This window comes from Nocardia sp. NPDC059691 (genome assembly GCF_042733915.1).
Lineage (GTDB): Bacteria > Actinomycetota > Actinomycetes > Mycobacteriales > Mycobacteriaceae > Nocardia > Nocardia sichangensis.
The window spans coordinates 143,684-161,637 of the sequence record NZ_JBHWFB010000012.1 but is presented as its reverse complement, the minus strand read 5'-3'; the positions used below and the strand labels follow the sequence as shown (position 1 = coordinate 161,637).

The following is a 17,954-nucleotide window of genomic DNA, read 5'->3' as shown; positions in this document are numbered from 1 at the left end:
GGGTCAGTAGCCGGATTCGTCCTCGGGTTCGTCATCGATCGGAACCGCGATGGACTGTTCGATCACGTCCGCCGGGTTCGCCTCGAAGGTGTCGCGCTCCGGAGTCGCCCGTCCGACGGCTTCGTCCTGCTCGGGCTCGTCGGCGAGCACCGGCTCCTCCGGATACGCCGGAACGGACTGCTCGGCGAGATCGGCCTCCGGGATCGCGTCGGCAAGGGGATCTGACATCGTGCGCTCCTCTCCGCGTAGGCCTCTCGATCGGCATACCCGTCGTGGCACGCCGCAATCGAGGCGGACGATCAACTCGGACTGCATCGAGGATGCCCGCGGTCCGGGCGTACGGCAAGCACCCGGCGCTCAGTGTTGTCGCGCTTCGCCCACCTGCGCCGCCGTCGCGTCCGCGGGGTGCTCGACCAGCGCGAGCATGCGCCCGGCCATGAACCGCGCGGTCCGCACGGCCGTCCCCGATCGCGTCACTTCGCTGACTTCGACCACGCCTCGCGCGATCCTCACCTCGACCCGCCTACCCGCTCGGGTTGCCGCGATTTCGTAACTGCGGGACCCGTCGCCGACGTCGACGACGATCTCGACCCGATCACCCTTCATCTTTCAATTATCCGCTTTTCCAGGGCTTTTCGCCGCTACAGGTTGATTGCGGAACGACTCGCCGCTCAATTTCGGCGTCTCGCTCCGTCTCTATTTCCGGAGACGTCCCACACCCGAGGAGGCCCGATGAATCCCGAGTTCGATTTCGAGCCCGCGGCCGCCACTCTGGCGACCGTCGTCGGCGGCATCGCCGACGACCAGCTCACGGCGCCGACACCGTGCGCCGACACCACGGTCCGCGATCTGCTCGCCCACGTAGTCGATCTGACCGAGGCATTCCGTCAGTCGGCGACCAAGGAGGCCGTCGGCGGATCCGTCGCGCCCGGCGCCCCTGCCGAGCGCGCCTTGGCAGAGGACTGGCGCGAGCGCATTCCGGCTCAGCTCGATGCCTTGGTGGCGGCGTGGCGGGAGCCGGCGGCCTGGGACGGCGACACGGAGGCGGGCGGGGTGAACGAGCCCGCCCCGGTGATGGCCAGGATCGCGCTGGACGAGGTGGTCGTGCACGGCTGGGATCTCGCGAAGGCCACCGGTCAGCCGTTTTCGTGTGCCGCCGAAGATCTGGCGACCTTGCTGGACATGCTGCGCGGCACACCCGCCGAAGGGGTGCCGGGTCTGTTCGGGCCGGTGGTGCCGGTCGCGCCCGATGCCACCGCCTTGGAGCGAGTCCTCGCTTTCACCGGTCGCCGCGCCGACTGGACCGCGGGTGACCGGGGAGCGGTGCTGGGCTAGTCGGCGGCGGATACGAACGTGCCCGCCCGTACGGCATCGACGGCGGCGCGGGCGGCGCGGTCCGCGACGATGTCGTCGATCGGATCGCCGCTGGCGAGCAGCCGGTAGTAGAGCGGTGCCGACACCGCGGACAGCACCGCGCGTGCGTCGGTGCGCTCGGGCGCTTCGCCGCGCGCGATGGCGGCCGCCACGCAGACCGACCATTCGGTGAGTCGCACGTCGTAGAAGCGGCGCAGGGCGGCTGCGGTGGACTCGTCGCAGGTGGCGGCCGCGATTACGGCGCGGAAGAGCCTGCCTTGGCGGGGATCGGACAGGGTTTTCGCGACCAGGCGGGCATTGGCGGTGAGGTCGCCGAGGAGCGAGCCGGTGTCGGCGTGCGGCAGCGACTGCTCGGCCATGTCGACCAACAGGTCCGCGATCAGGCCGGTGGGTGTGCGCCAGCGGCGGTAGACGGTGGTCTTGCCGACCTCGGCGCGCGTGGCGACTTCGGCGAGGTCCAGGTGGGCGAAGCCGCGTTCGGTCAGCAGGTCGCCCGCGGCGCGCAGGACGGCCGTCCGGACCCGGGCGGTCCGTCCGCCGGGCCGGACGGAGCCGGGGGTCGCATCATCCATGGCCATAACGGTACTCCAGTTTCATTTATGCGCGAAGCGGTGTACCGTTCGAAGTGTTAATGGAACTACAGACCCTTTAGGAGGGTGGTCCAGTGAACGTTCGGATGGTTGAGACGCAGATGGAGTACCGGCGGCTCGGCGCGTCGGGTCTGCACGTCCCGGCATTGAGCTTCGGGGCGGGCACCTTCGGCGGTCGCGGCGAGCTGTTCGGAGCATGGGGCGATACCGATGCCCAACAGGCGCGACGGCTGGTCGACATCAGTTTGGACGCAGGCGTGACCATGTTCGACACCGCCGATGTCTATTCCGACGGTGCCTCCGAAGAAGTGCTCGGCGCCGCCGTGAAGGGCAGACGCGATCGGGTGCTGCTGTCCACCAAGGCGACGCTGCCGACCGGACCGGGTCCGCGGGACGCCGGTTCCGGCCGGGCCAGGTTGATCGGTGCGGTGGAGGGATCGCTGCGCAGGCTGGGCACCGACTACATCGATCTGTTCCAGCTGCACGCCTTCGACGCGGGCACGCCGGTCGAGGAAGTCGTCGCCGCGCTGGACGATCTGGTGCGCGCGGGCAAGATCCGCTATGTCGGCGCGTCCAACTTCGCGGGTTGGCAGTTGATGAAATCCCTTGCCGCGGCGGATCGCAACGGGCTGACCAGGTACGTCGCGCACCAGGTCTACTACTCGCTGGTCGGGCGGGACTACGAATGGGAGCTCATGCCGCTCGGCCGCGACCAGGGCGTAGGCGCGGTGGTCTGGAGTCCGCTCGGCTGGGGCAGGCTCACCGGCAAGATCCGCCGCGGACAACCGCTTCCGGAAGGTAGCCGCCTGCACCGGACCGCCGAGGCGGGCCCTCCGGTGGACGACGCGAAGCTCTACGACGTGGTCGACGTCCTCGACGAGTTGGCCGCCGAAACCGGCAAGACGGTCCCGCAGATCGCGCTCAATTGGCTGCTGCGCCGCCCCACCGTCGCGACGGTCATCGTCGGCGCCCGCAACGAGGAGCAACTGCGCCAGAACCTCGGCGCGATCGGCTGGGAACTCGACGCCGACCAGATCGCCCGCCTGGACAAAGCCAGCGCCACCACCCCGCCCTACCCCTACTACCCGTATTACCGCCTCCCGGACTTCACCCGCCTGAACCCACCCGCGGTGTGAGCAAGTGTCGACCGCGGGCGGTCAGCACCCTCGGATCGGCGTCGCGGTGAAGCCGAACTTGCCGATCGTGATCACGGCCGGACCGTCGATGCGGTCCAGGTCGTACATCGCCTCGCCGAGGTGGGTGGACATCAGGACCATCCACCAGTCCCACGAAGTTGTGGCGCTGCCTCGTGAACCGTCCCGCGCGATACGCCGGTAGTACGCGAGCAGCGTGTCGGGCGAGAACCGCATGGCGATCGGCGGAGTCAGCGCCGCCTCGTCGCGTTCGACAATGTGTGGGATGCCATGAAGTAACTGGATTTTCAAGCCTTCGCAGGTCCCGGCTCGAACGATGGAGTCCGTCAGTTCGTCGTGTGTCGGCTCTTCCACGGCAGCCTCGTCCCCCGGCGGTCGGTGACGGTCGCTTCGAACCCGTCGTGTTTCTCGACGGAGCGGGGTGCTACCGCGTTCCATGATGTGATATATATCACTGAATCGGGCGCTGTGAGCCTGGCGATACGGTCGGTCAGTACACGTCGCGGACGTAGCGCTTCTCGGCGACGAGTTGCTTCTTGAAGGCCAGTGCGCCGTCCTCGTCGAGTTTGCCGTGGATGCGGGCGATGCGTAGGAGCGCCTCGTCGACGTCCTTGGCCATGCGGCTGGCGTCGCCGCAGACGTAGAAGTGGCCGCCGTCGCGCAGCCAGGACCACAGCTCGGCGCCGTGCTCGATCATGCGGTGCTGCACGTAGATCCGTTCGCGCTGGTCTCGGGAGAAGGCCAGGTCCAGCCGGGTCAGGAAGCCGGAACGGAACATGTCCTCCAGCTCGGTGCGGTAGTAGAAATTGTGCGCCGCGTGCTGATCGCCGAAGAACAGCCAGTTGCGTCCGGTGCAGCCGAGGGCCCTGCGCTCCTGGAGGAATCCGCGGAAGGGGGCGATGCCGGTGCCGGGGCCCACCATGATCATCGGCGCGGTCGGGTCGGCCGGAGGACGGAAATGCGGTGCGCGCTGCAGGAAGATCGGCACCGCCGTGTCGGTGAGGTCGGCGCGATCGGCGAGGAAGGTCGAGCAAACGCCGCCGCGCCGCGCCGCCGAGCCGGTGGCCGCCGGGTCGCCGTAGCGCACGATGCCGACGGTCAGCTCCACTTCATCCGGGCTGACCCGCGGACTCGACGAGATCGAATACTGGCGCGGCTGCAGCTTTTTCAGAGTGCCGAGCCACTCCACCAGATCGGCCCGCACGGGGAAATCGCGCAGCACGTCGACGGCCTGCCGATCCCACAGGTAGTTCGCCAGCTCGTTGCGATTGTCTCGGCGCAGCAGTTTGGCGAGTTTGCCGCTGGCGTTGCGCTCGGCGAGGAAGCCGAGCAGATCCTGACCGACCTTGGTGATGTCGAAGTGCGTGCGCAGCGCATCGGCCAGGGGAACTTCGCGCTCGTCGACTTCCACCACGCGGCGACCGTCCAGCCCGGCGGCGGATAGCCATTCGCTGACCAGAGCGGTGCTGTTCACCGGCCAGACGCCCAGCGAATCGCCCACTTCGTACGCGGCGTCCAAGCCGCGCAGATCGAACGCGAAGCGGCGCACCTCCTTCGGTGATCCCGCGGCGGAGAGCAACTCGTTGCGCACCAGTGCGGCACGCAGCGGCGCGGCCCGGGTGAACGGTGCGGTGCGGGTGCGGCCGAGTGCCGGGGCCATGCTCGGCGACTCCACCGTGGCCACCCCGCCGCCACGGGGCGTGGGTCGGCTCGGCGCGGCCGCACCGGTCACCGGCGAATCGGCGGGGTCCTCGGCCGGGCCGTCGCCCAAGGCGGCGAGCACGTCATCGAGCCAGCGCTGTGCCGCGTCTTGGTAGTCGGGTTCACTGTCGACGCGCGAGAGCAATCGGGTCGCGCCCAGTTCGGCGAATTTCTGGTCGAGTTTGCGACCGTAACCGCAGAAGTCGTCATAGGAGGAGTCGCCGAGCGCGAACACGGCGTAACGCATACCGGTCAGCCGCACGACGCTGTCGGCCAGCCGATCCCAGAAATCGGCTCCGTTGTCCGGCGGCCCTCCGTCGCCGAACGTGCTGCTGACCACCAGCACGTCGCCCTGGAGCGCACCCGGATCGCAGGAGTCCAGGTCCGATAGGCGCGGTGTGAATTCGTGCTCGGCGAGATGTGCCGCGACGGCGGCGGCGAACTCTTCGGCGTTGCCGGTCTGCGAGGCCCACAGCACGGTGACCGTGCGAGCGGCGGCGCCCGTGTCCGTCGTGGTCGCCGCACTACGCGAATACATCCCGGCCAGCAGCCCGTCGACCCACAGCCTGGTGTGCGCGGACATCGGCGCCGTCTCCGGAAGCACCGGCTGACCGGTCACCGGAAGCGCTTGCAACGCCGCCAGATAGCCGCTGAGATAGATCCGCTCGGTCTCGCTGAGCGTGGGGGCGGTGCCGCTGTCGAGGCCGAGCACGGCGGCCAGCGGGTGCGCCGCCTGAGCCGCGGGCAGCGCGGCGGGAGCCTGCGGCCGCGGCACGGAAGCCACCCGGCGTAGCGCCACCGCACAGGCCTTGAACTCCGGTTGCAGCGAGGCCGGATCGACCGCGTCGTTGGTGACCGCGTTGATGGTCAGGTATTCGCCTTGCTCGTCGTTCCAGTGGAACGGCACGAAGCAGTCGCCCTGCCGCACCCGGTCGCTGACCTGCACCGGCAGCACCGCACGGCCACGGCGGGAGGCGATCTCGAGCTGGTCGCCCGTGCGCAGACCGAGCCGCTCGGCGTCGGCCGGATGCACCTCGACGAACGGCGTGCCGTTCAGCTTGGTCAGTTTGTCGATCTTGCCGGTCTTGGTCATCGTGTGCCACTGATGCTGCAGGCGACCGGTGTTCAGCAGGAACGGATAGTCGTCGTCGGGCATCTCCTCCGGCAGCAGGTGCGGCCGGGGCCAGAACACCGCGCGGCGGCTCGGCGTGGCGAAGGCCAGCCGGGGCCGGTGGCCGTTCTCGTCGACGAACAGCGTCTGGCTGACGCCGTCGTTGACGTAACGGATCGGGTTGCGCCTGCGGTCCGGCTCCGCGCACGGCCACTGCATCGGCCCTTCGCGCAGCGCCGCATAGGTCACGCCGCGCAGGTCGTAGCCGGTGGCGGGATTCGCGAACCGCTTGATCTCGTCGAACACCTCGGCGCTGGAGGCGAAGTCGAAGCCGGGGAAACCCATGGCGGTGGCGACGTCGGCGATGATCCGCCAGTCCGGCCGCGCGTCGCCGATGGGCGGGACCGACTGCTGCAGCAGGGTGAGGTTGCGTTCGGAATTCACCATCACCGCGTCGGCTTCCGCCCACAGCGTGGCGGGGAGCAGCAGGTCGGCGTAGGCGTTGGTCGCGGTCTCGGTGTAGGCGTCCTGGGCGATCACCAGTTCGGCCGCCTCCAACCCAGCGATAACGGTCTTCCGGTTCGACACCGTGGCGACGGGGTTGGTGCAGATGATCCAGGCCGCTTTGATCGTTCCTTCGGCCAGTTCACGGAACATCTCCACCGTGCCGGGTCCGGCTTCGGTGCGCAGGGTGCCGGGCGCCAGTTCCCACGCGGTCTCCACGAACGTGCGGTCCTCGGCGGAGAGCAGGCTGCGCTGGCCGGGCAGGCCGGGGCCCATGTACCCCATCTCGCGCCCGCCCATCGCGTTCGGCTGCCCGGTGAGCGAGAACGGCCCGCTGCCGGGACGGCAGATCGCGCCGGTGGCCAGGTGCAGGTTGCACAGCGCGTTGGTGTTCCAGGTGCCGTGTGTGGACTGGTTGAGTCCCATCGTCCACAGCGACATCCACTCGCCCGCCGCGCCGATCCATTCGGCCGCGGTCCGGATGTCGGCCTCGGCCAGTCCGGTGATCTCCGCCACGCGCTCCGGCGGATAGTCGGCCAGGAACTCCGGCATCGCGTCCCAGCCCTCGGTGTGCTCGGCGATGAACTCCGCGTCGATGTGGCCGCCTGCGACCAGCAGGTGCAGCAACCCGTTGAGCAGCGCGAGATCCGTGCCGGGCGCGATCTGCAGGAACAGGTCGGCGCGCGCGGCGGTCTCGGTGCGGCGCGGGTCGACCACGATGAGCTTCGCGCCCGTCTTCAGGCGATCGGCCATCCGGAGAAAAAGGATGGGGTGGCAGTCGGCCATGTTCGCGCCGATGACGAAGAACAGGTCCGCGTGCTCGAAGTCGTCGTAGGAGCCGGGCGGCCCGTCCGCGCCGAGCGACTGCTTGTACCCGGTGCCCGCGCTGGCCATGCACAGCCGCGAGTTCGCCTCGATGTGCACCGTACGCAGATAACCCTTGGCGAGTTTGGTCGCGAGGTACTGCGCCTCCAGCGACATCTGCCCGGAGACATACAGCGCGATCGCGTCCGGACCGTGTTCGTCGAGAATCGCGCGCAACCGAGTGGCCGCCTCGTGGACGGCCTCGTCGACGGGGAACGGCACCGGAACCTGGCCGCGCTCGAAGCGCCGGTAGGCGGTCTCCATCCGTCCGGGAGTGCGCATCAACTCCGCGTGGGTCGCCCCCTTGGTGCACAGCCTGCCGGCGTTCGCCGGATGCAGTTTGTCACCGCTGACCTTGGCGATCACCGGCTTGCCCGCGCCGTCGGCGGCGGTCGACACGGTTATCCCGCAGCCGACGCCGCAGTACGAGCACGCCGTTCGGGCGGTGCCGTCGCCGCGGCCGGTCACTGGATCGGTCATGTCTCCGATCATGCGGACCGCCGATTGCGCCGGATTTACCTCGCGTTATCGCCAGGTGACATTCCTCCTCACCGCTCCCGGATGGGTCGGTGAGGTGTGATCCAGGTCTCCGGCTCAGTCCAGCTTGTAGGCGCGGTGCAGGGCCACCACGCCCCCGGTGAGGTTGCGCCACTTCACCGACGACCACCCGTTCGCCGCGATCCGCATCGCCAGCCTGCGCTGATTGGGCCACTCCGTGATCGATTCGGCCAGGTAGACGTAGGCTTCGGGATTACTGCTCACCACGCGCGCCACCTTGGGCAGCGCTTTCATCAGGTACTCCAGGTACACCGTGCGGAACACCGGCAGCACCGGCGCGGAGAACTCGCACACCACCAGCCTGCCGCCGGGCTTGGTGACCCGCAGCATCTCGCGCAGGGCGAGGTCGGTGTCGGCCACGTTGCGCAGCCCGAAGGAGATGGTCACCGCGTCGAAGGAGTCGTCGGCGAACGGCAGCGCCATCGCGTCGGCCGCCACCATCGGCACGTCGCGGAACCGGCCCGCGCTGAGCATGCCCTTGGAGAAGTCGGCTGCGAGGCACCACGCGCCGGATTTCTGCAATTCCAAGGTGGATACACCGGTGCCCGCCGCGAGGTCGAGCAGCCGCTCGCCCGGCCGTGCCGCCAGCGCCTTGCGGGTCGCCCAGCGCCAATAGCGATCCTGTCCGGCGGAGATCACCGTGTTGGTCAGGTCGTAGCGCCGGGCGACGCCATCGAACATCGCCGCGACTTCGCGCGGCTGCTTGTCCAACGAGGCCCGGTTCGATTGCGTTTTCGGCACGGGAAGACCCTAACTCGCGGTCTGATACGAACCGAGCGCGGCGCGTGGATACCTCCGTCACGCTTCGGCCGGGTTCATGCCGTATGCGGCAACCGAATCCGCGCGCCGGTCACTTCGGTGTAGTGGCCCATCAACTCGGTGCAGATGGCGGGCCAAGTCCGCGACAGCACCGACTTCCGCGCCGCCCCGGCGAACCGGGTCCGCAGCTCCGGATCGTGCAGCGCCCCGACAGCACTGGGCAGCAACTCGCTGAACCGGTCCACCGGAAGCAGATAGCCGTTGCGGCAGTGGGCGATCAGGTCGCGGGGACCGCCCGCGTCGGGACCGATCACCGGGACACCGGAGGCCAGCGCCTCCTGCACGCCCTGGCAGAACGTCTCGTGTTCGCCCGCGTGCACCATGACGTCCAGACTGGCGTACGCCCGCGCCAGCTCGCCGCCGCCGAGTTCGCCGGTGAACACCGCGGTCGGCATCAGCCGGGCCAGCCGCTGACGCTCCGGCCCGTCGCCGACGATCACCAGCTGGATGTCCGGGTCGGCGGCCAGCACCGCGAGCCGCTCGACGTGCTTCTCCGGCGCGAGTCGCCCCACGAAGCCCACCAGCAGGCGGTCCCGGCCCGCGAGCCAGGCGTCCCGCAGTTCGGCGGAGCGGGCGCTCGGCGTGAACCGCGCGATGTCGACGCCGCGCCCCCAGCGGTGCACGCGCGGGATGCCGTGCCTGGCCAGGTCCTCCGCGGCGGCCCGGGACGGGGCGAGCGTGCGGGTGGCGCCCTCGTGGATGCGCCGGGTCCAGCCCCAGGCGGCACGGCTCGCCAGCCCGAGCCCGTAACTCTTGGCGAAGCCGGCCACGTCGGTCTGATACACCGCGACAGTGGGCAGATCCAGCCGCAATGCCGCGCCGAGGCCGCCGGCGCCGAGCAGGAACGGAGAGGCCAGGTGAACCACCTCGGCGTCGAAGTCCTCGATGGCCGAGACGATGCCCGGCTGGGGCAGCCCGACCGGCAGCGAACTGACCTTCGGGACCATGACCGCGGGTACCCGGTGGACCGGGAAACGCTCGTAGTGGCGCGGTGCGGCGGGCTGTCCGCGGGGGGTGTCCGGCGCGATGATCAGCGCTTCGTGCCCGTTCCGGTCCAGGTGGTCGAGCACCCGCAGCACCGAGTTGACCACGCCGTTCATGTTCGGCAGGAACGACTCCGCGACGATCGCTACACGCACGCTCCCAGCGTGACCGCTACACCGCGCCACGCCGCCACGCCGAAGTGAAGCGCACGGAAAGATCCGGCGAACTATCGGAACCCCGACCGCTTTCCCGGTGACGCGGATCTCAGGCCTGCGGCGCGGGCCTGACCACCGGCGCGGGACCGCGCCTACCCGCGCGGAAGAGCAACCACAGCGCGGGCAGCGCGAGCAGCCACACCACGACGATCACCGACAACGCGGGCGGAATGGCGACGCGCACGTCACGGCCCTCCACCCGCACCAGGTCCGGGTCGCTGCGGCGGTACTCCACACGAATCCGCTCGCCCGCGGTCAAGTTGGTGGGATAGAGCACGCCGACCTTCGGATTGTGCGTCTCGCCGTCCGGTGTGACGTACATGACCGCCGAGCGCAGCCGTCCCGCCGAGAGCACCTCGGCCGTCGTGCTGCCCTTGTCCGAGCTGATCAGATAATCGTTGCGCCACGCGGCCAGCACCAGCAGCCCGACGAGCACGCTCACCGCCGTCGCGGCGATCAACACGCCGATCCTGGCCCGTCGCAGGCGGATCGGCCGCCTGGTGAACTGGCTGGTTTCCGACACCGCCACAGGCTACCGATCGGCTCGGCTACGGTGGCGGCCATGTCCCGAAAATTCAGCTTCACCGTGCCGTACACAGTCCCGGTCGAAGATCTCCACCGGGCACTCATCACCGACGACGTCTGGCGGTCCCGCTTCGCCGAGGCGGAGACGGCGACAGTCGACCTGTCGCATCCCGACGGCGCGGGCACCATTCGCATCCATATGACCGAGAAGGCTCCCGAGGACAAGGTGCCCGCGCTGGTCCGCAAGGTGCTCAGGAGCGAACTCACCTTCTCCCGCACCGACAACTGGCAGCCGCTGGTCGGCGAGGTCGCCAAAGGCACCTTCGAGGTCTCCACCGGCGGCATCAATACCGCGATGTCGGGGTCCTACGAGATCCGTTCCACCGCGGAAGGTTCCGAGATCGAGGTCGTCGGCACCGTGCGGGTGAAGGTTCTCGTGGTCGGCGGCGCGATCGAGCCACTCGCCGAGCAGTTGCTCCACCGAGTGCTGAAGGGTGAGCGCAAAAGCATCGAGGACTGGCTGTCCGCCGAGTCGACCGCGTGAGCGCGCGCGTTGCCCCAGCGCGCCGGGGCAACGCCGTCGCGGCCTAGGCGAAGGCCTGCGGCGAGAACTCCTTCGGCTCCACCAGGACCAGCCAGTTTCCCGAATTGTCCCGGATGATCGCCTCGGTCCCGTAGGGCCGTTCGGCGGGCGGCTGCACGAACTCCACCCCTTTGGCGGTGAGTTCCTCGAAGGTCTTCTGGCAGTTCTCGGTCCGCAGGCCGAGCGAGCCGTGCGTGCCGTTGGCCAGCGCCCGCCGGACGGCGTCGGCGTAGTTCTCGTCCAGCGGCGGGCCGGGAAGCATAAGCGTGATCTCCAGCTCGGGGTGCGCGGGATGCGCGACGGTGACCCAGCGGAAACCGTTGTCGCCCATCGTGACATCGCTGGTCTCGATGAAGCCGAGCTTGTCGACGTACCACTCTTTCGCGGCGGTTTGGTCCGTCACGTACACCGTCACCAGGGAAACGTTCGTAATCGTCGTCATGCGGTCCACGCTATGGCGGGCGCGGGGCCACCGTCTTCTCCGAAATTGCGCCGTTCGGTCAGCCTGGCGGCTTGCGGTCGGAGAGCCCGTGCATGAAAACGAAACAGCCGGGGATACGCGGAGCGCCGTCGGCGAACTTCGCCTGGTATTCCGACGGCGTGACCCCGACCAGCTGCCGGAACTTGCTGCTGAACGAGCCGAGGCTGCTGTAGCCGACCAGCATGCACACCTCGGTGACCGTCAGATTGGTCGAGCGGAGCAGGTCCTGGGCGCGTTCGATGCGCCGCTCGGCCAGGTACACGGCGGGGGTGCGGCCGTAGACCGCGGCGAACGCGCGCAGGAAGTGGTATTTCGACACCCCGGCGGCCGCCGCCAGTTCCTCCAGATGCAGCGGGTCGGCGTAATGGCGGTCCGCGAGGTCCCTGGCTCGGCGCAGATGCGGGAGCAGATACAGCGCGGGCAAGCCGCGCGCTCGTTGTCCGCCCATCGCGCCGCCCTCGTCCCTAAGCGAACGGCGGACGCTCGTCGAAGCGCAGCGATGCCCGGCCCGCCATCCGCCACGCCCGCGCGGTCAGGTCGACGTCCTCGTCGGTCACCAGATTGCCCATCACCCGGACCGCGGTGCGCTGCAAGTACTTCGACCGCATCACCGGGGGACCGCCCAGCGGCACCATGCGCGGGTGCGTGGCCAGGCCCGCGATCCGCCGGGCGACCGAGAACGTGCGTCCGTAGCGGGCGCGCAGGGTCTGCGGCCAGATCGTGGTGAAGTCGGGCTCGTCCAGCAGGCCGGCCAGCATGTGGCCGCCCTCCAAGCCGTAATCGATGCCTTCGCCGTTCAGCGGGTTCACACACCCCGCCGCGTCGCCGATCAGCACCCAGTTGCGCCCCGCGACGTTCGAGACCGCCCCGCCCATCGGCAGCAGGGCCGAGGCGACCGCGCGCAGCGAGCCCTCGAATTGCCATTCCTCGGTGCGCAGCGCGGTGTAGTGCGCCAAGAGCGGCTTCAACGCGATGTGCGAGGGGCGACGTTCCGTGGCCAGCGACCCCACACCGATGTTGACCTCGCCATTGCCGAGCGGGAACACCCAGCCGTAGCCGGGAACCAGCTCGCCGGAGGCGTCGCGCAACTCCAGATGCGAGGTGATCCACTGGTCGTCGCTGCGACCGGACTTGATGTAGGCCCGCGCGGCGGTGCCGTAGGCGTACTGCCGATGCCAGACGCGGCCGAGCAGCCGCCCGATCGGCGAACGCACCCCGTCGGCGACCACCAGCGTCCGGCAGGCGATGGTGCGCGTGCCGCCCGCCGTGCGCACCGTCACACCCGTGACCCGGTCACCCTCCCGGGTGACATCCATTACCTTCGTCCCGTCCACCATGCGCGCGCCCGACTTCACCGCCGTCTCGCGCAACTTGTCGTCGAGTTCGGTTCGGGGAACCGCGCTTCCGTACGTGGGGAAGGAACCGCCCGGCCAGTTCAGCAGCGCTTCGCGGCCGAAGCCGGTCATCCGGAGGCCGTGGTTGACGACGTGCGCGCGCACCCACTCGCCGAGCCCCAGCTGCTCCAATTCGGCGGTCGCACGCGGGGTGAGCCCGTCACCGCAGGTCTTGTCCCTGGGAAAAACGGCGGAATCGACGAGCACTACGTCCCGTCCGGCCCGCGCCGCCCAGGCCGCCGACGCCGATCCGGCCGGGCCCGCGCCGACGACCAGCACCTCGGCCCGGCTGGGCAACGCGTCCTCGTCGGGCGCGGGACTCGCTTCCGGTGAACCCATGCGGTCCATACTCGCAGGGCCGTCTCGCCGATGTCGACGGCGGTCGCGCTCGCGTCGTGGACGGTCACCATCGAGGCGGTGCGGCAGTGGACGATCCGCCACAGAGTGACGGTGTTCATGGGCCATCCGACGGGGACACGCTAGGTTCTCTACCGTGGGGTCGGACGCATCGCTGGGAGAAGGAATGAGCACATCGGCCATGAGCGAGCGCAGCGAGCGAATCATGGACACGGCGCACGGCGGGCACAGCGAAGCCGGGAGCGACGCGGGCACGGTCGTGGCCGGGGTCGATCTCGGTGACGTCGGGCTGGCCGACACCGTGCGCAACGGCTTGGCTGACGTGGAGAGACTCCTCGTCGACGAGCTGTCCGACGGCGCGGAATTCCTCCAGGAGGCGGCGCTGCACCTGGCCAAGGCCGGCGGCAAGCGATTCCGTCCGCTCTTCACCATTCTCACCGGACAGCTCGGCCCGCGCCCCGCCGATCCCGCTCTGGTCACCGCGGGCACCGTCGTCGAACTCGTGCACCTGGCGACGCTGTACCACGACGACGTGATGGACGAGGCCCCGATGCGCCGCGGCGCGCCGAGCGTCAACTCGCGGTGGGGGAACAACATCGCCATCCTCGCGGGCGACTACTTGTTCGCGCACGCGTCCCGGCTCACCTCCACCCTCGGTCCCGACGCGGTGCGCATCATCGCCGAGACCTTCGCCGAACTCGTCACCGGTCAGATGCGCGAGACCATGGGCGCCCGCGAATCCCAGGACCCCGTCGAGCACTATCTGCGCGTGGTGTGGGAGAAGACCGGTTCGCTCATCGCCGCCGCAGGCCGCTTCGGCGGCACCTTCTCGGGTGCGGATGCCGAGCACGTGGAGCGACTGGCCCGCCTCGGCGACGCGGTCGGCACCGCCTTCCAGATCTCCGACGACATCATCGACATCTCCTCCGCCTCCGAGCAGTCCGGCAAGACCCCTGGCACCGACCTGCGCGAAGGTGTGCACACGCTGCCGGTGCTGTACGCGCTGCGCGAGGAGGGCGTCGACGGCGACCGGCTGCGCAAGCTGCTCGCGCGTCCGCTGGAGACCGACGACGAGGTGAAAGAGGCGCTCGACCTGCTCGCCGACTCCCGCGGCATGGCGCTGGCCAAGGAGAAGCTCCAGGGCTACGCCGACCTCGCCTACGCCGAGCTGTCCGCCCTGCCCGGCGGCCCCGCGAACGACGCGCTGGAGCGGCTGGTCCGCTACACCATCGAACGCGTGGGTTGAGTGGTCCGCCGCTCATGAGCCGGGGCGCATGTCGGCGCGGATTGATTTCCGCCGGCTGATTTCGGCTTGGCGCGGATTCATCGGAACTTTGCCTGGAGCTTCTATCGTTTATCTGCTGTAAGGCGACTCGGTGAACGGGGGAGCGGCAAGGGAGACGTATGCACGGGCACGGGTTTGCGAACGGGCTGAAGACCTTCGGGCTGATGGTGGGCCTGTCGGCCCTGATCGTGTTCATCGGCGCGCTGTTCCGCAACCCGACGATCCTCGTCGTCGCGATCCTGCTCGCGGTGGGCATGAACGCCTACGCGTACTTCAACAGCGACAAGATCGCGTTGCGGGCCATGCACGCGCAGCCGGTCAGCGAGCTGGAGGCGCCGGTCATGTACCGGATCGTGCGCGAGCTGGCCACCATCGCGCGCCAGCCGATGCCGCGGCTGTACATCAGCCCCACGAACGCGCCCAACGCCTTCGCCACCGGACGCAATCCGCGCCATGCCGCGGTGTGCTGCACCAGCGGCATCCTGCAACTTCTCGACGAGCGGGAACTGCGGGCCGTGCTCGGCCACGAACTGTCGCACGTCTACAACCGCGACATCCTCATCTCCTCGATCGCGGGTGCGCTCGCCGCCGTCATCTCGGGCCTGGCCAACCTGGCCGTCTACGCGTCCATGTTCGGCGGCAACCGCAACGGCGAGGGACCGAACGTGCTGGCCGTGCTGCTGGTGTCGTTGCTCGGCCCGATCGCGGCCACGCTGATCAAGCTGGCCGTCTCCCGCTCGCGCGAATTCCAGGCCGACCAATCCGGCGCCGAACTGACCGGCGACCCGCTGGCCCTCGCCTCCGCACTGCGGAAGATCGAACGCGGCGTCCACACCGCCCCACTACCGCCCGAACCGCGGCTGGCGTCGCAGTCGCATCTGATGATCGCCAACCCGTTCCGTCCGGGTGAGCGGGTCGCCCGCTGGTTCACCACGCACCCGCCGATGAACGAGCGCATCGCCCGGCTGGAGGAGATGGCGGGCGGTCCCCGCCGGTACTGAGCCCGGCGGCCTCAGTCGTCCGAGGCCAGTTGGTCTTCGTAAGCGCGGAACGTATCGACGAACAACTTCCGCTGTTCGGCCGTGAGCGGCTCGAGCACCGTACGCCAGGCGCGAGCGCTGCGTCCCAGCCATTTGTGCACGGATCGCTCGTGCGCCGATGCGATGGCGACGATGGTGCGTCTGCGGTCGTCCGGGTCGGTGCCGCGTTCGAGCACACCCTGCTTGCTGAGTTCGCCGACCATGAGACTCACCGTCGTCGGCGCCACCTCCAGCCGGGCGGCCAGGTCCGTCACCGTGGTCGGGCCGTCGAACACCAGGTTGGCCAGCAACGACAGGTGCCGCGGCGCCAGCGAGAAGGATTCCAGCTCCGGGGGAACGCCCAACTTCTTGGCCCGTCCGACCACGCGCGGCATGAGCAGCAACAACGTGCGGATGCCCTCGTCCACGCCGAGTCCGGCCCGCTCCTCGGTCGACATGCAGTCCCCTCTAGCACCCTCGTAAACACGCTGAACGCGACCGACCCGGCCGCGCTGCGGACCCGGAGCTCAGCGGTAGTTGACGAACTGCAGCGCGATCCCGAAATCCTCGCCCTTCAGCAGGGCGATGACGGCCTGCAGATCGTCGCGTTTCTTGCTGCTCACGCGCAGCTCGTCGCCCTGGATCTGCGCCTTCACGCCCTTGGGGCCCTCGTCCCTGATCTTCTTGGAGATCTTCTTCGCGTGCTCGGAGTCGATGCCCTGCACCAGCGAACCGGTGATCTTGTAGACCTTGCCGGAGGAGACCGGCTCACCCGCGTCGAACGCCTTCAGCGAGATGTCGCGGCGGATCAGCTTCTCCTTGAACACCTCCAGCGCGGCCTTGACGCGCTCCTCCGCCTCCGCGGTGAGGACGATCTTGTCCTCGCCGGACCATTCGATCGACGCGCCGGTGCCGCGGAAGTCGTAGCGGGTGTTGAGTTCCTTCTCCGCCTGATGCAGGGCGTTGTCGACCTCCTGCCGGTCGACCTTGCTCACAACATCGAAAGACGAATCAGCCACGCTGCGCTCCTGTTCTGATGGTCCGACGGGTGAGTTGAACCGGACGCTTCCAGCCCCCGTCAGTTCTACCCGGAGACCCGAGGGTAGTCGCGTCGCACGGCCGATAGCCAGCCGGTTTGCATTCAGGGTGCGGGTTCGATGTATTCTGCTCAGCGCGCGAAACAATGCGCGAAAGGCAGGTTGCCCGAGCGGCCAATGGGAGCAGACTGTAAATCTGTCGGTGAAAGCCTACGTAGGTTCGAATCCTACACCTGCCACTCCGCTCACTAGGCGAGCCCTGTACGCAGAAAGCGCGTACAGGGCTCGCTTCGTAATGTCTTGTGGGGGTGCAACCCCCACGCCCCGCCCGGCGGGGCTTCGCCCCCCCGGACCCCCCCTTCCAGTGGTTGCGTTGGTCACATGCGTTTCGTTTGATTGTGGTATTGCGTGTGAACCCGACAGCCCTGTGATCGCTCACTCTGTTCGTCGATCGATTGCCGAGTGGCGGCGATTTCGATCACTTCACGTCGGCGATTTCGATCGGCGCGTATCTCGGATGACGCTGCAGTTCTGTGCTCACGCGCGGGGGCGGTCGCGGATGGCTTCCTCGCAGCGCTCCACGGCGTGGTCGTTTGCGCGCTCAACGCGGTCGGGAGCGGCGCTGGCTTGCGTGCGAGCTCCGGCTACGCGTGCATCGCCGTGTCCGCGCGGGCGAAAAATGTACCTCTGACCACTCGGTTTGGTAGTGGGAGCGGTGAGTGTGTAACCTCGTTCAAGACTTCACCGCGCTGAGGTCGAGTGTTTGGGGCTCGGTGCGGAAGTAGTCATGCCCCCTTAGCTCAGTCGGCAGAGCGTTTCCATGGTAAGGAAAAGGTCAACGGTTCGATTCCGTTAGGGGGCTCGCCGGATTGCCGGTGGTGACCGACTCGGCATCGCTCCCGATAGTGCGGGCTCGGCACCATGGCAATGCGACGCCGTGGCGGTGTAGCTCAGTCGGTAGAGCAAACGACTCATAATCGTTGTGTCGCCGGTTCAAGTCCGGCCATCGCTACCACAACCGATCAAGCCCATCAGGTACCGGAAAGAAGGCATATCGTGGCCGCGAAGTCCACCGATGTCCGGCCAAAGATCACCTTGGCCTGCGAGCAGTGCAAGCACCGCAACTACATCACCAAGAAGAACCGGCGCAATGATCCGGACCGCCTGGAGCTGAAGAAGTTCTGCCCGAACTGCGGCACGCACCGGGCGCACCGCGAATCCCGCTAGTCATCCACGCGTGAACTACCGCGTGGTGTAGCGCCGGGAGTCGCTCCCGGTATCTCGGGCCGTGGCACCGCGAGGGCCGGACAATTGTCCGGCCCTGACGCATTTCACGGTGTGGGTGCGGTGGTGAGCGCTCCACAGACTCCGGGTGACGGGGTCAGATAGGTACAGTCCT

Annotated in this window: 19 protein-coding genes and 3 tRNA genes; 9 read left to right on the top strand and 13 right to left on the bottom strand. The window is 68.6% G+C overall.

What is annotated here, in order from left to right; translation table 11 throughout:
* Nucleotides 1-3 precede the first annotated feature (3 nt).
* On the bottom strand, nt 4-228 hold the full coding sequence (locus ACFV2O_RS25725) for a hypothetical protein (protein ID WP_355072009.1): 225 nt from the start codon (nt 226-228) through the stop codon (nt 4-6).
* A 129-nt stretch (nt 229-357) separates the two neighbouring features.
* Nucleotides 358-606: a hypothetical protein gene (locus ACFV2O_RS25720; protein ID WP_379253987.1), complete on the bottom strand. Its 249-nt coding sequence runs from the start codon at nt 604-606 to the stop codon at nt 358-360.
* A gap of 126 nt (nt 607-732) precedes the next feature.
* Here ACFV2O_RS25720 and ACFV2O_RS25715 point away from each other — a divergent pair, with 126 nt between their 5' ends.
* Nucleotides 733-1,335: a TIGR03086 family metal-binding protein gene (locus tag ACFV2O_RS25715; RefSeq protein WP_379253986.1), complete on the top strand. Its 603-nt coding sequence runs from the start codon at nt 733-735 to the stop codon at nt 1,333-1,335.
* On the opposite strand, the gene ACFV2O_RS25710 is transcribed toward ACFV2O_RS25715, so the two are convergent.
* Nucleotides 1,332-1,952, bottom strand: a complete 621-nt coding sequence (locus ACFV2O_RS25710; protein WP_379253985.1) for a TetR/AcrR family transcriptional regulator C-terminal ligand-binding domain-containing protein — start codon at nt 1,950-1,952, stop codon at nt 1,332-1,334. The genes ACFV2O_RS25715 and ACFV2O_RS25710 overlap by 4 nt on opposite strands.
* Nucleotides 1,953-2,065: 113 nt before the next feature.
* Here ACFV2O_RS25710 and ACFV2O_RS25705 point away from each other — a divergent pair, with 113 nt between their 5' ends.
* Nucleotides 2,066-3,100, top strand: coding sequence for an aldo/keto reductase (locus tag ACFV2O_RS25705; protein ID WP_379254090.1), 1,035 nt, complete (start codon nt 2,066-2,068; stop codon nt 3,098-3,100).
* Between the two features lie 21 nt (nt 3,101-3,121).
* Here the strand turns inward: ACFV2O_RS25705 and ACFV2O_RS25700 are convergent, their stop codons facing one another.
* The 5 genes from ACFV2O_RS25700 to ACFV2O_RS25680 form a co-directional block, all read right to left on the bottom strand.
* Nucleotides 3,122-3,472 carry a hypothetical protein gene (locus ACFV2O_RS25700; protein WP_379253984.1) on the bottom strand — a complete coding sequence of 117 codons (351 nt, stop codon included), beginning with the start codon at nt 3,470-3,472 and terminating at the stop codon, nt 3,122-3,124.
* 136 nt (nt 3,473-3,608) lie between these two features.
* A complete protein-coding gene (locus tag ACFV2O_RS25695; RefSeq protein ID WP_379253983.1) occupies nt 3,609-7,790 on the bottom strand; it encodes a molybdopterin-dependent oxidoreductase in 4,182 nt (1,393 codons plus the stop codon).
* Nucleotides 7,791-7,892: 102 nt separating this feature from the next.
* Nucleotides 7,893-8,597 (bottom strand): demethylmenaquinone methyltransferase, encoded by a 705-nt coding sequence (locus ACFV2O_RS25690; RefSeq protein ID WP_355072019.1) that lies wholly within the window; start codon nt 8,595-8,597, stop codon nt 7,893-7,895.
* Between the two features lie 74 nt (nt 8,598-8,671).
* Entirely contained in the window at nt 8,672-9,814 is a 1,143-nt protein-coding gene (locus tag ACFV2O_RS25685) for a glycosyltransferase family 4 protein (protein ID WP_379253982.1), read from the bottom strand.
* Nucleotides 9,815-9,923: 109 nt separating this feature from the next.
* On the bottom strand, nt 9,924-10,397 hold the full coding sequence (locus ACFV2O_RS25680; RefSeq protein WP_356962523.1) for a DUF3592 domain-containing protein: 474 nt from the start codon (nt 10,395-10,397) through the stop codon (nt 9,924-9,926).
* Between the two features lie 39 nt (nt 10,398-10,436).
* On the opposite strand from ACFV2O_RS25680, the gene ACFV2O_RS25675 reads away from it, so the two are divergent.
* Nucleotides 10,437-10,943 carry a DUF2505 domain-containing protein gene (locus ACFV2O_RS25675; RefSeq protein WP_355072025.1) on the top strand — a complete coding sequence of 169 codons (507 nt, stop codon included), beginning with the start codon at nt 10,437-10,439 and terminating at the stop codon, nt 10,941-10,943.
* A gap of 43 nt (nt 10,944-10,986) precedes the next feature.
* Here ACFV2O_RS25675 and ACFV2O_RS25670 read toward each other — a convergent pair whose 3' ends face one another.
* Genes ACFV2O_RS25670 through ACFV2O_RS25660 form a run of 3 tightly spaced genes read right to left on the bottom strand, consistent with a single transcriptional unit; the run spans nt 10,987 to nt 13,196 of the window.
* Entirely contained in the window at nt 10,987-11,424 is a 438-nt protein-coding gene (locus ACFV2O_RS25670; protein WP_379253981.1) for a VOC family protein, read from the bottom strand.
* A 58-nt stretch (nt 11,425-11,482) separates the two neighbouring features.
* Nucleotides 11,483-11,911 (bottom strand): AraC family transcriptional regulator, encoded by a 429-nt coding sequence (locus ACFV2O_RS25665; RefSeq protein ID WP_355072027.1) that lies wholly within the window; start codon nt 11,909-11,911, stop codon nt 11,483-11,485.
* A gap of 16 nt (nt 11,912-11,927) precedes the next feature.
* Entirely contained in the window at nt 11,928-13,196 is a 1,269-nt protein-coding gene (locus tag ACFV2O_RS25660; RefSeq protein WP_379253980.1) for a geranylgeranyl reductase family protein, read from the bottom strand.
* 223 nt (nt 13,197-13,419) lie between these two features.
* Here ACFV2O_RS25660 and ACFV2O_RS25655 point away from each other — a divergent pair, with 223 nt between their 5' ends.
* The gene (locus ACFV2O_RS25655; protein ID WP_355072144.1) at nt 13,420-14,460 is read left to right on the top strand and encodes a polyprenyl synthetase family protein; all 1,041 of its coding nucleotides are present in this window, start codon (nt 13,420-13,422) and stop codon (nt 14,458-14,460) included.
* A 158-nt stretch (nt 14,461-14,618) separates the two neighbouring features.
* Nucleotides 14,619-15,500, top strand: a complete 882-nt coding sequence (htpX, locus tag ACFV2O_RS25650; protein ID WP_355072031.1) for a zinc metalloprotease HtpX — start codon at nt 14,619-14,621, stop codon at nt 15,498-15,500.
* 11 nt (nt 15,501-15,511) lie between these two features.
* Here the strand turns inward: htpX and ACFV2O_RS25645 are convergent, their stop codons facing one another.
* Nucleotides 15,512-15,976 carry a MarR family winged helix-turn-helix transcriptional regulator gene (locus ACFV2O_RS25645; protein ID WP_356962518.1) on the bottom strand — a complete coding sequence of 155 codons (465 nt, stop codon included), beginning with the start codon at nt 15,974-15,976 and terminating at the stop codon, nt 15,512-15,514.
* A gap of 69 nt (nt 15,977-16,045) precedes the next feature.
* Nucleotides 16,046-16,537, bottom strand: coding sequence for a YajQ family cyclic di-GMP-binding protein (locus ACFV2O_RS25640; RefSeq protein WP_039802015.1), 492 nt, complete (start codon nt 16,535-16,537; stop codon nt 16,046-16,048).
* 174 nt (nt 16,538-16,711) lie between these two features.
* On the opposite strand from ACFV2O_RS25640, the gene ACFV2O_RS25635 reads away from it, so the two are divergent.
* The 4 genes from ACFV2O_RS25635 to rpmG all read left to right on the top strand — a co-directional run bounded on the left by ACFV2O_RS25635 (nt 16,712) and on the right by rpmG (nt 17,782).
* A tRNA-Tyr gene (locus ACFV2O_RS25635) sits at nt 16,712-16,794 on the top strand.
* A gap of 550 nt (nt 16,795-17,344) precedes the next feature.
* A tRNA-Thr gene (locus tag ACFV2O_RS25630) sits at nt 17,345-17,417 on the top strand.
* 77 nt (nt 17,418-17,494) lie between these two features.
* A tRNA-Met gene (locus ACFV2O_RS25625) sits at nt 17,495-17,570 on the top strand.
* Between the two features lie 41 nt (nt 17,571-17,611).
* Entirely contained in the window at nt 17,612-17,782 is a 171-nt protein-coding gene (rpmG, locus tag ACFV2O_RS25620; protein WP_011211653.1) for a 50S ribosomal protein L33, read from the top strand.
* Nucleotides 17,783-17,954: the final 172 nt, after the last annotated feature.

What these genes read in the sequence shown, in the direction of transcription:
- ACFV2O_RS25705 (WP_379254090.1), top strand. Translation starts at nt 2,066, where the DNA reads ATGGAGTACCGGCGGCTCGGCGCGTCGGGTCTGCACGTCCCGGCATTG.
- ACFV2O_RS25695 (WP_379253983.1), bottom strand. Translation starts at nt 7,790, where the DNA reads ATGATCGGAGACATGACCGATCCAGTGACCGGCCGCGGCGACGGCACC.
- htpX (WP_355072031.1), top strand. Translation starts at nt 14,619, where the DNA reads ATGCACGGGCACGGGTTTGCGAACGGGCTGAAGACCTTCGGGCTGATG.
- ACFV2O_RS25715 (WP_379253986.1), top strand. Translation starts at nt 733, where the DNA reads ATGAATCCCGAGTTCGATTTCGAGCCCGCGGCCGCCACTCTGGCGACC.
- ACFV2O_RS25720 (WP_379253987.1), bottom strand. Translation starts at nt 606, where the DNA reads ATGAAGGGTGATCGGGTCGAGATCGTCGTCGACGTCGGCGACGGGTCC.
- ACFV2O_RS25645 (WP_356962518.1), bottom strand. Translation starts at nt 15,976, where the DNA reads ATGTCGACCGAGGAGCGGGCCGGACTCGGCGTGGACGAGGGCATCCGC.
- ACFV2O_RS25670 (WP_379253981.1), bottom strand. Translation starts at nt 11,424, where the DNA reads ATGACGACGATTACGAACGTTTCCCTGGTGACGGTGTACGTGACGGAC.
- ACFV2O_RS25655 (WP_355072144.1), top strand. Translation starts at nt 13,420, where the DNA reads ATGGACACGGCGCACGGCGGGCACAGCGAAGCCGGGAGCGACGCGGGC.
- ACFV2O_RS25660 (WP_379253980.1), bottom strand. Translation starts at nt 13,196, where the DNA reads ATGGGTTCACCGGAAGCGAGTCCCGCGCCCGACGAGGACGCGTTGCCC.
- ACFV2O_RS25710 (WP_379253985.1), bottom strand. Translation starts at nt 1,952, where the DNA reads ATGGCCATGGATGATGCGACCCCCGGCTCCGTCCGGCCCGGCGGACGG.
- ACFV2O_RS25665 (WP_355072027.1), bottom strand. Translation starts at nt 11,911, where the DNA reads ATGGGCGGACAACGAGCGCGCGGCTTGCCCGCGCTGTATCTGCTCCCG.
- ACFV2O_RS25675 (WP_355072025.1), top strand. Translation starts at nt 10,437, where the DNA reads ATGTCCCGAAAATTCAGCTTCACCGTGCCGTACACAGTCCCGGTCGAA.
- ACFV2O_RS25725 (WP_355072009.1), bottom strand. Translation starts at nt 228, where the DNA reads ATGTCAGATCCCCTTGCCGACGCGATCCCGGAGGCCGATCTCGCCGAG.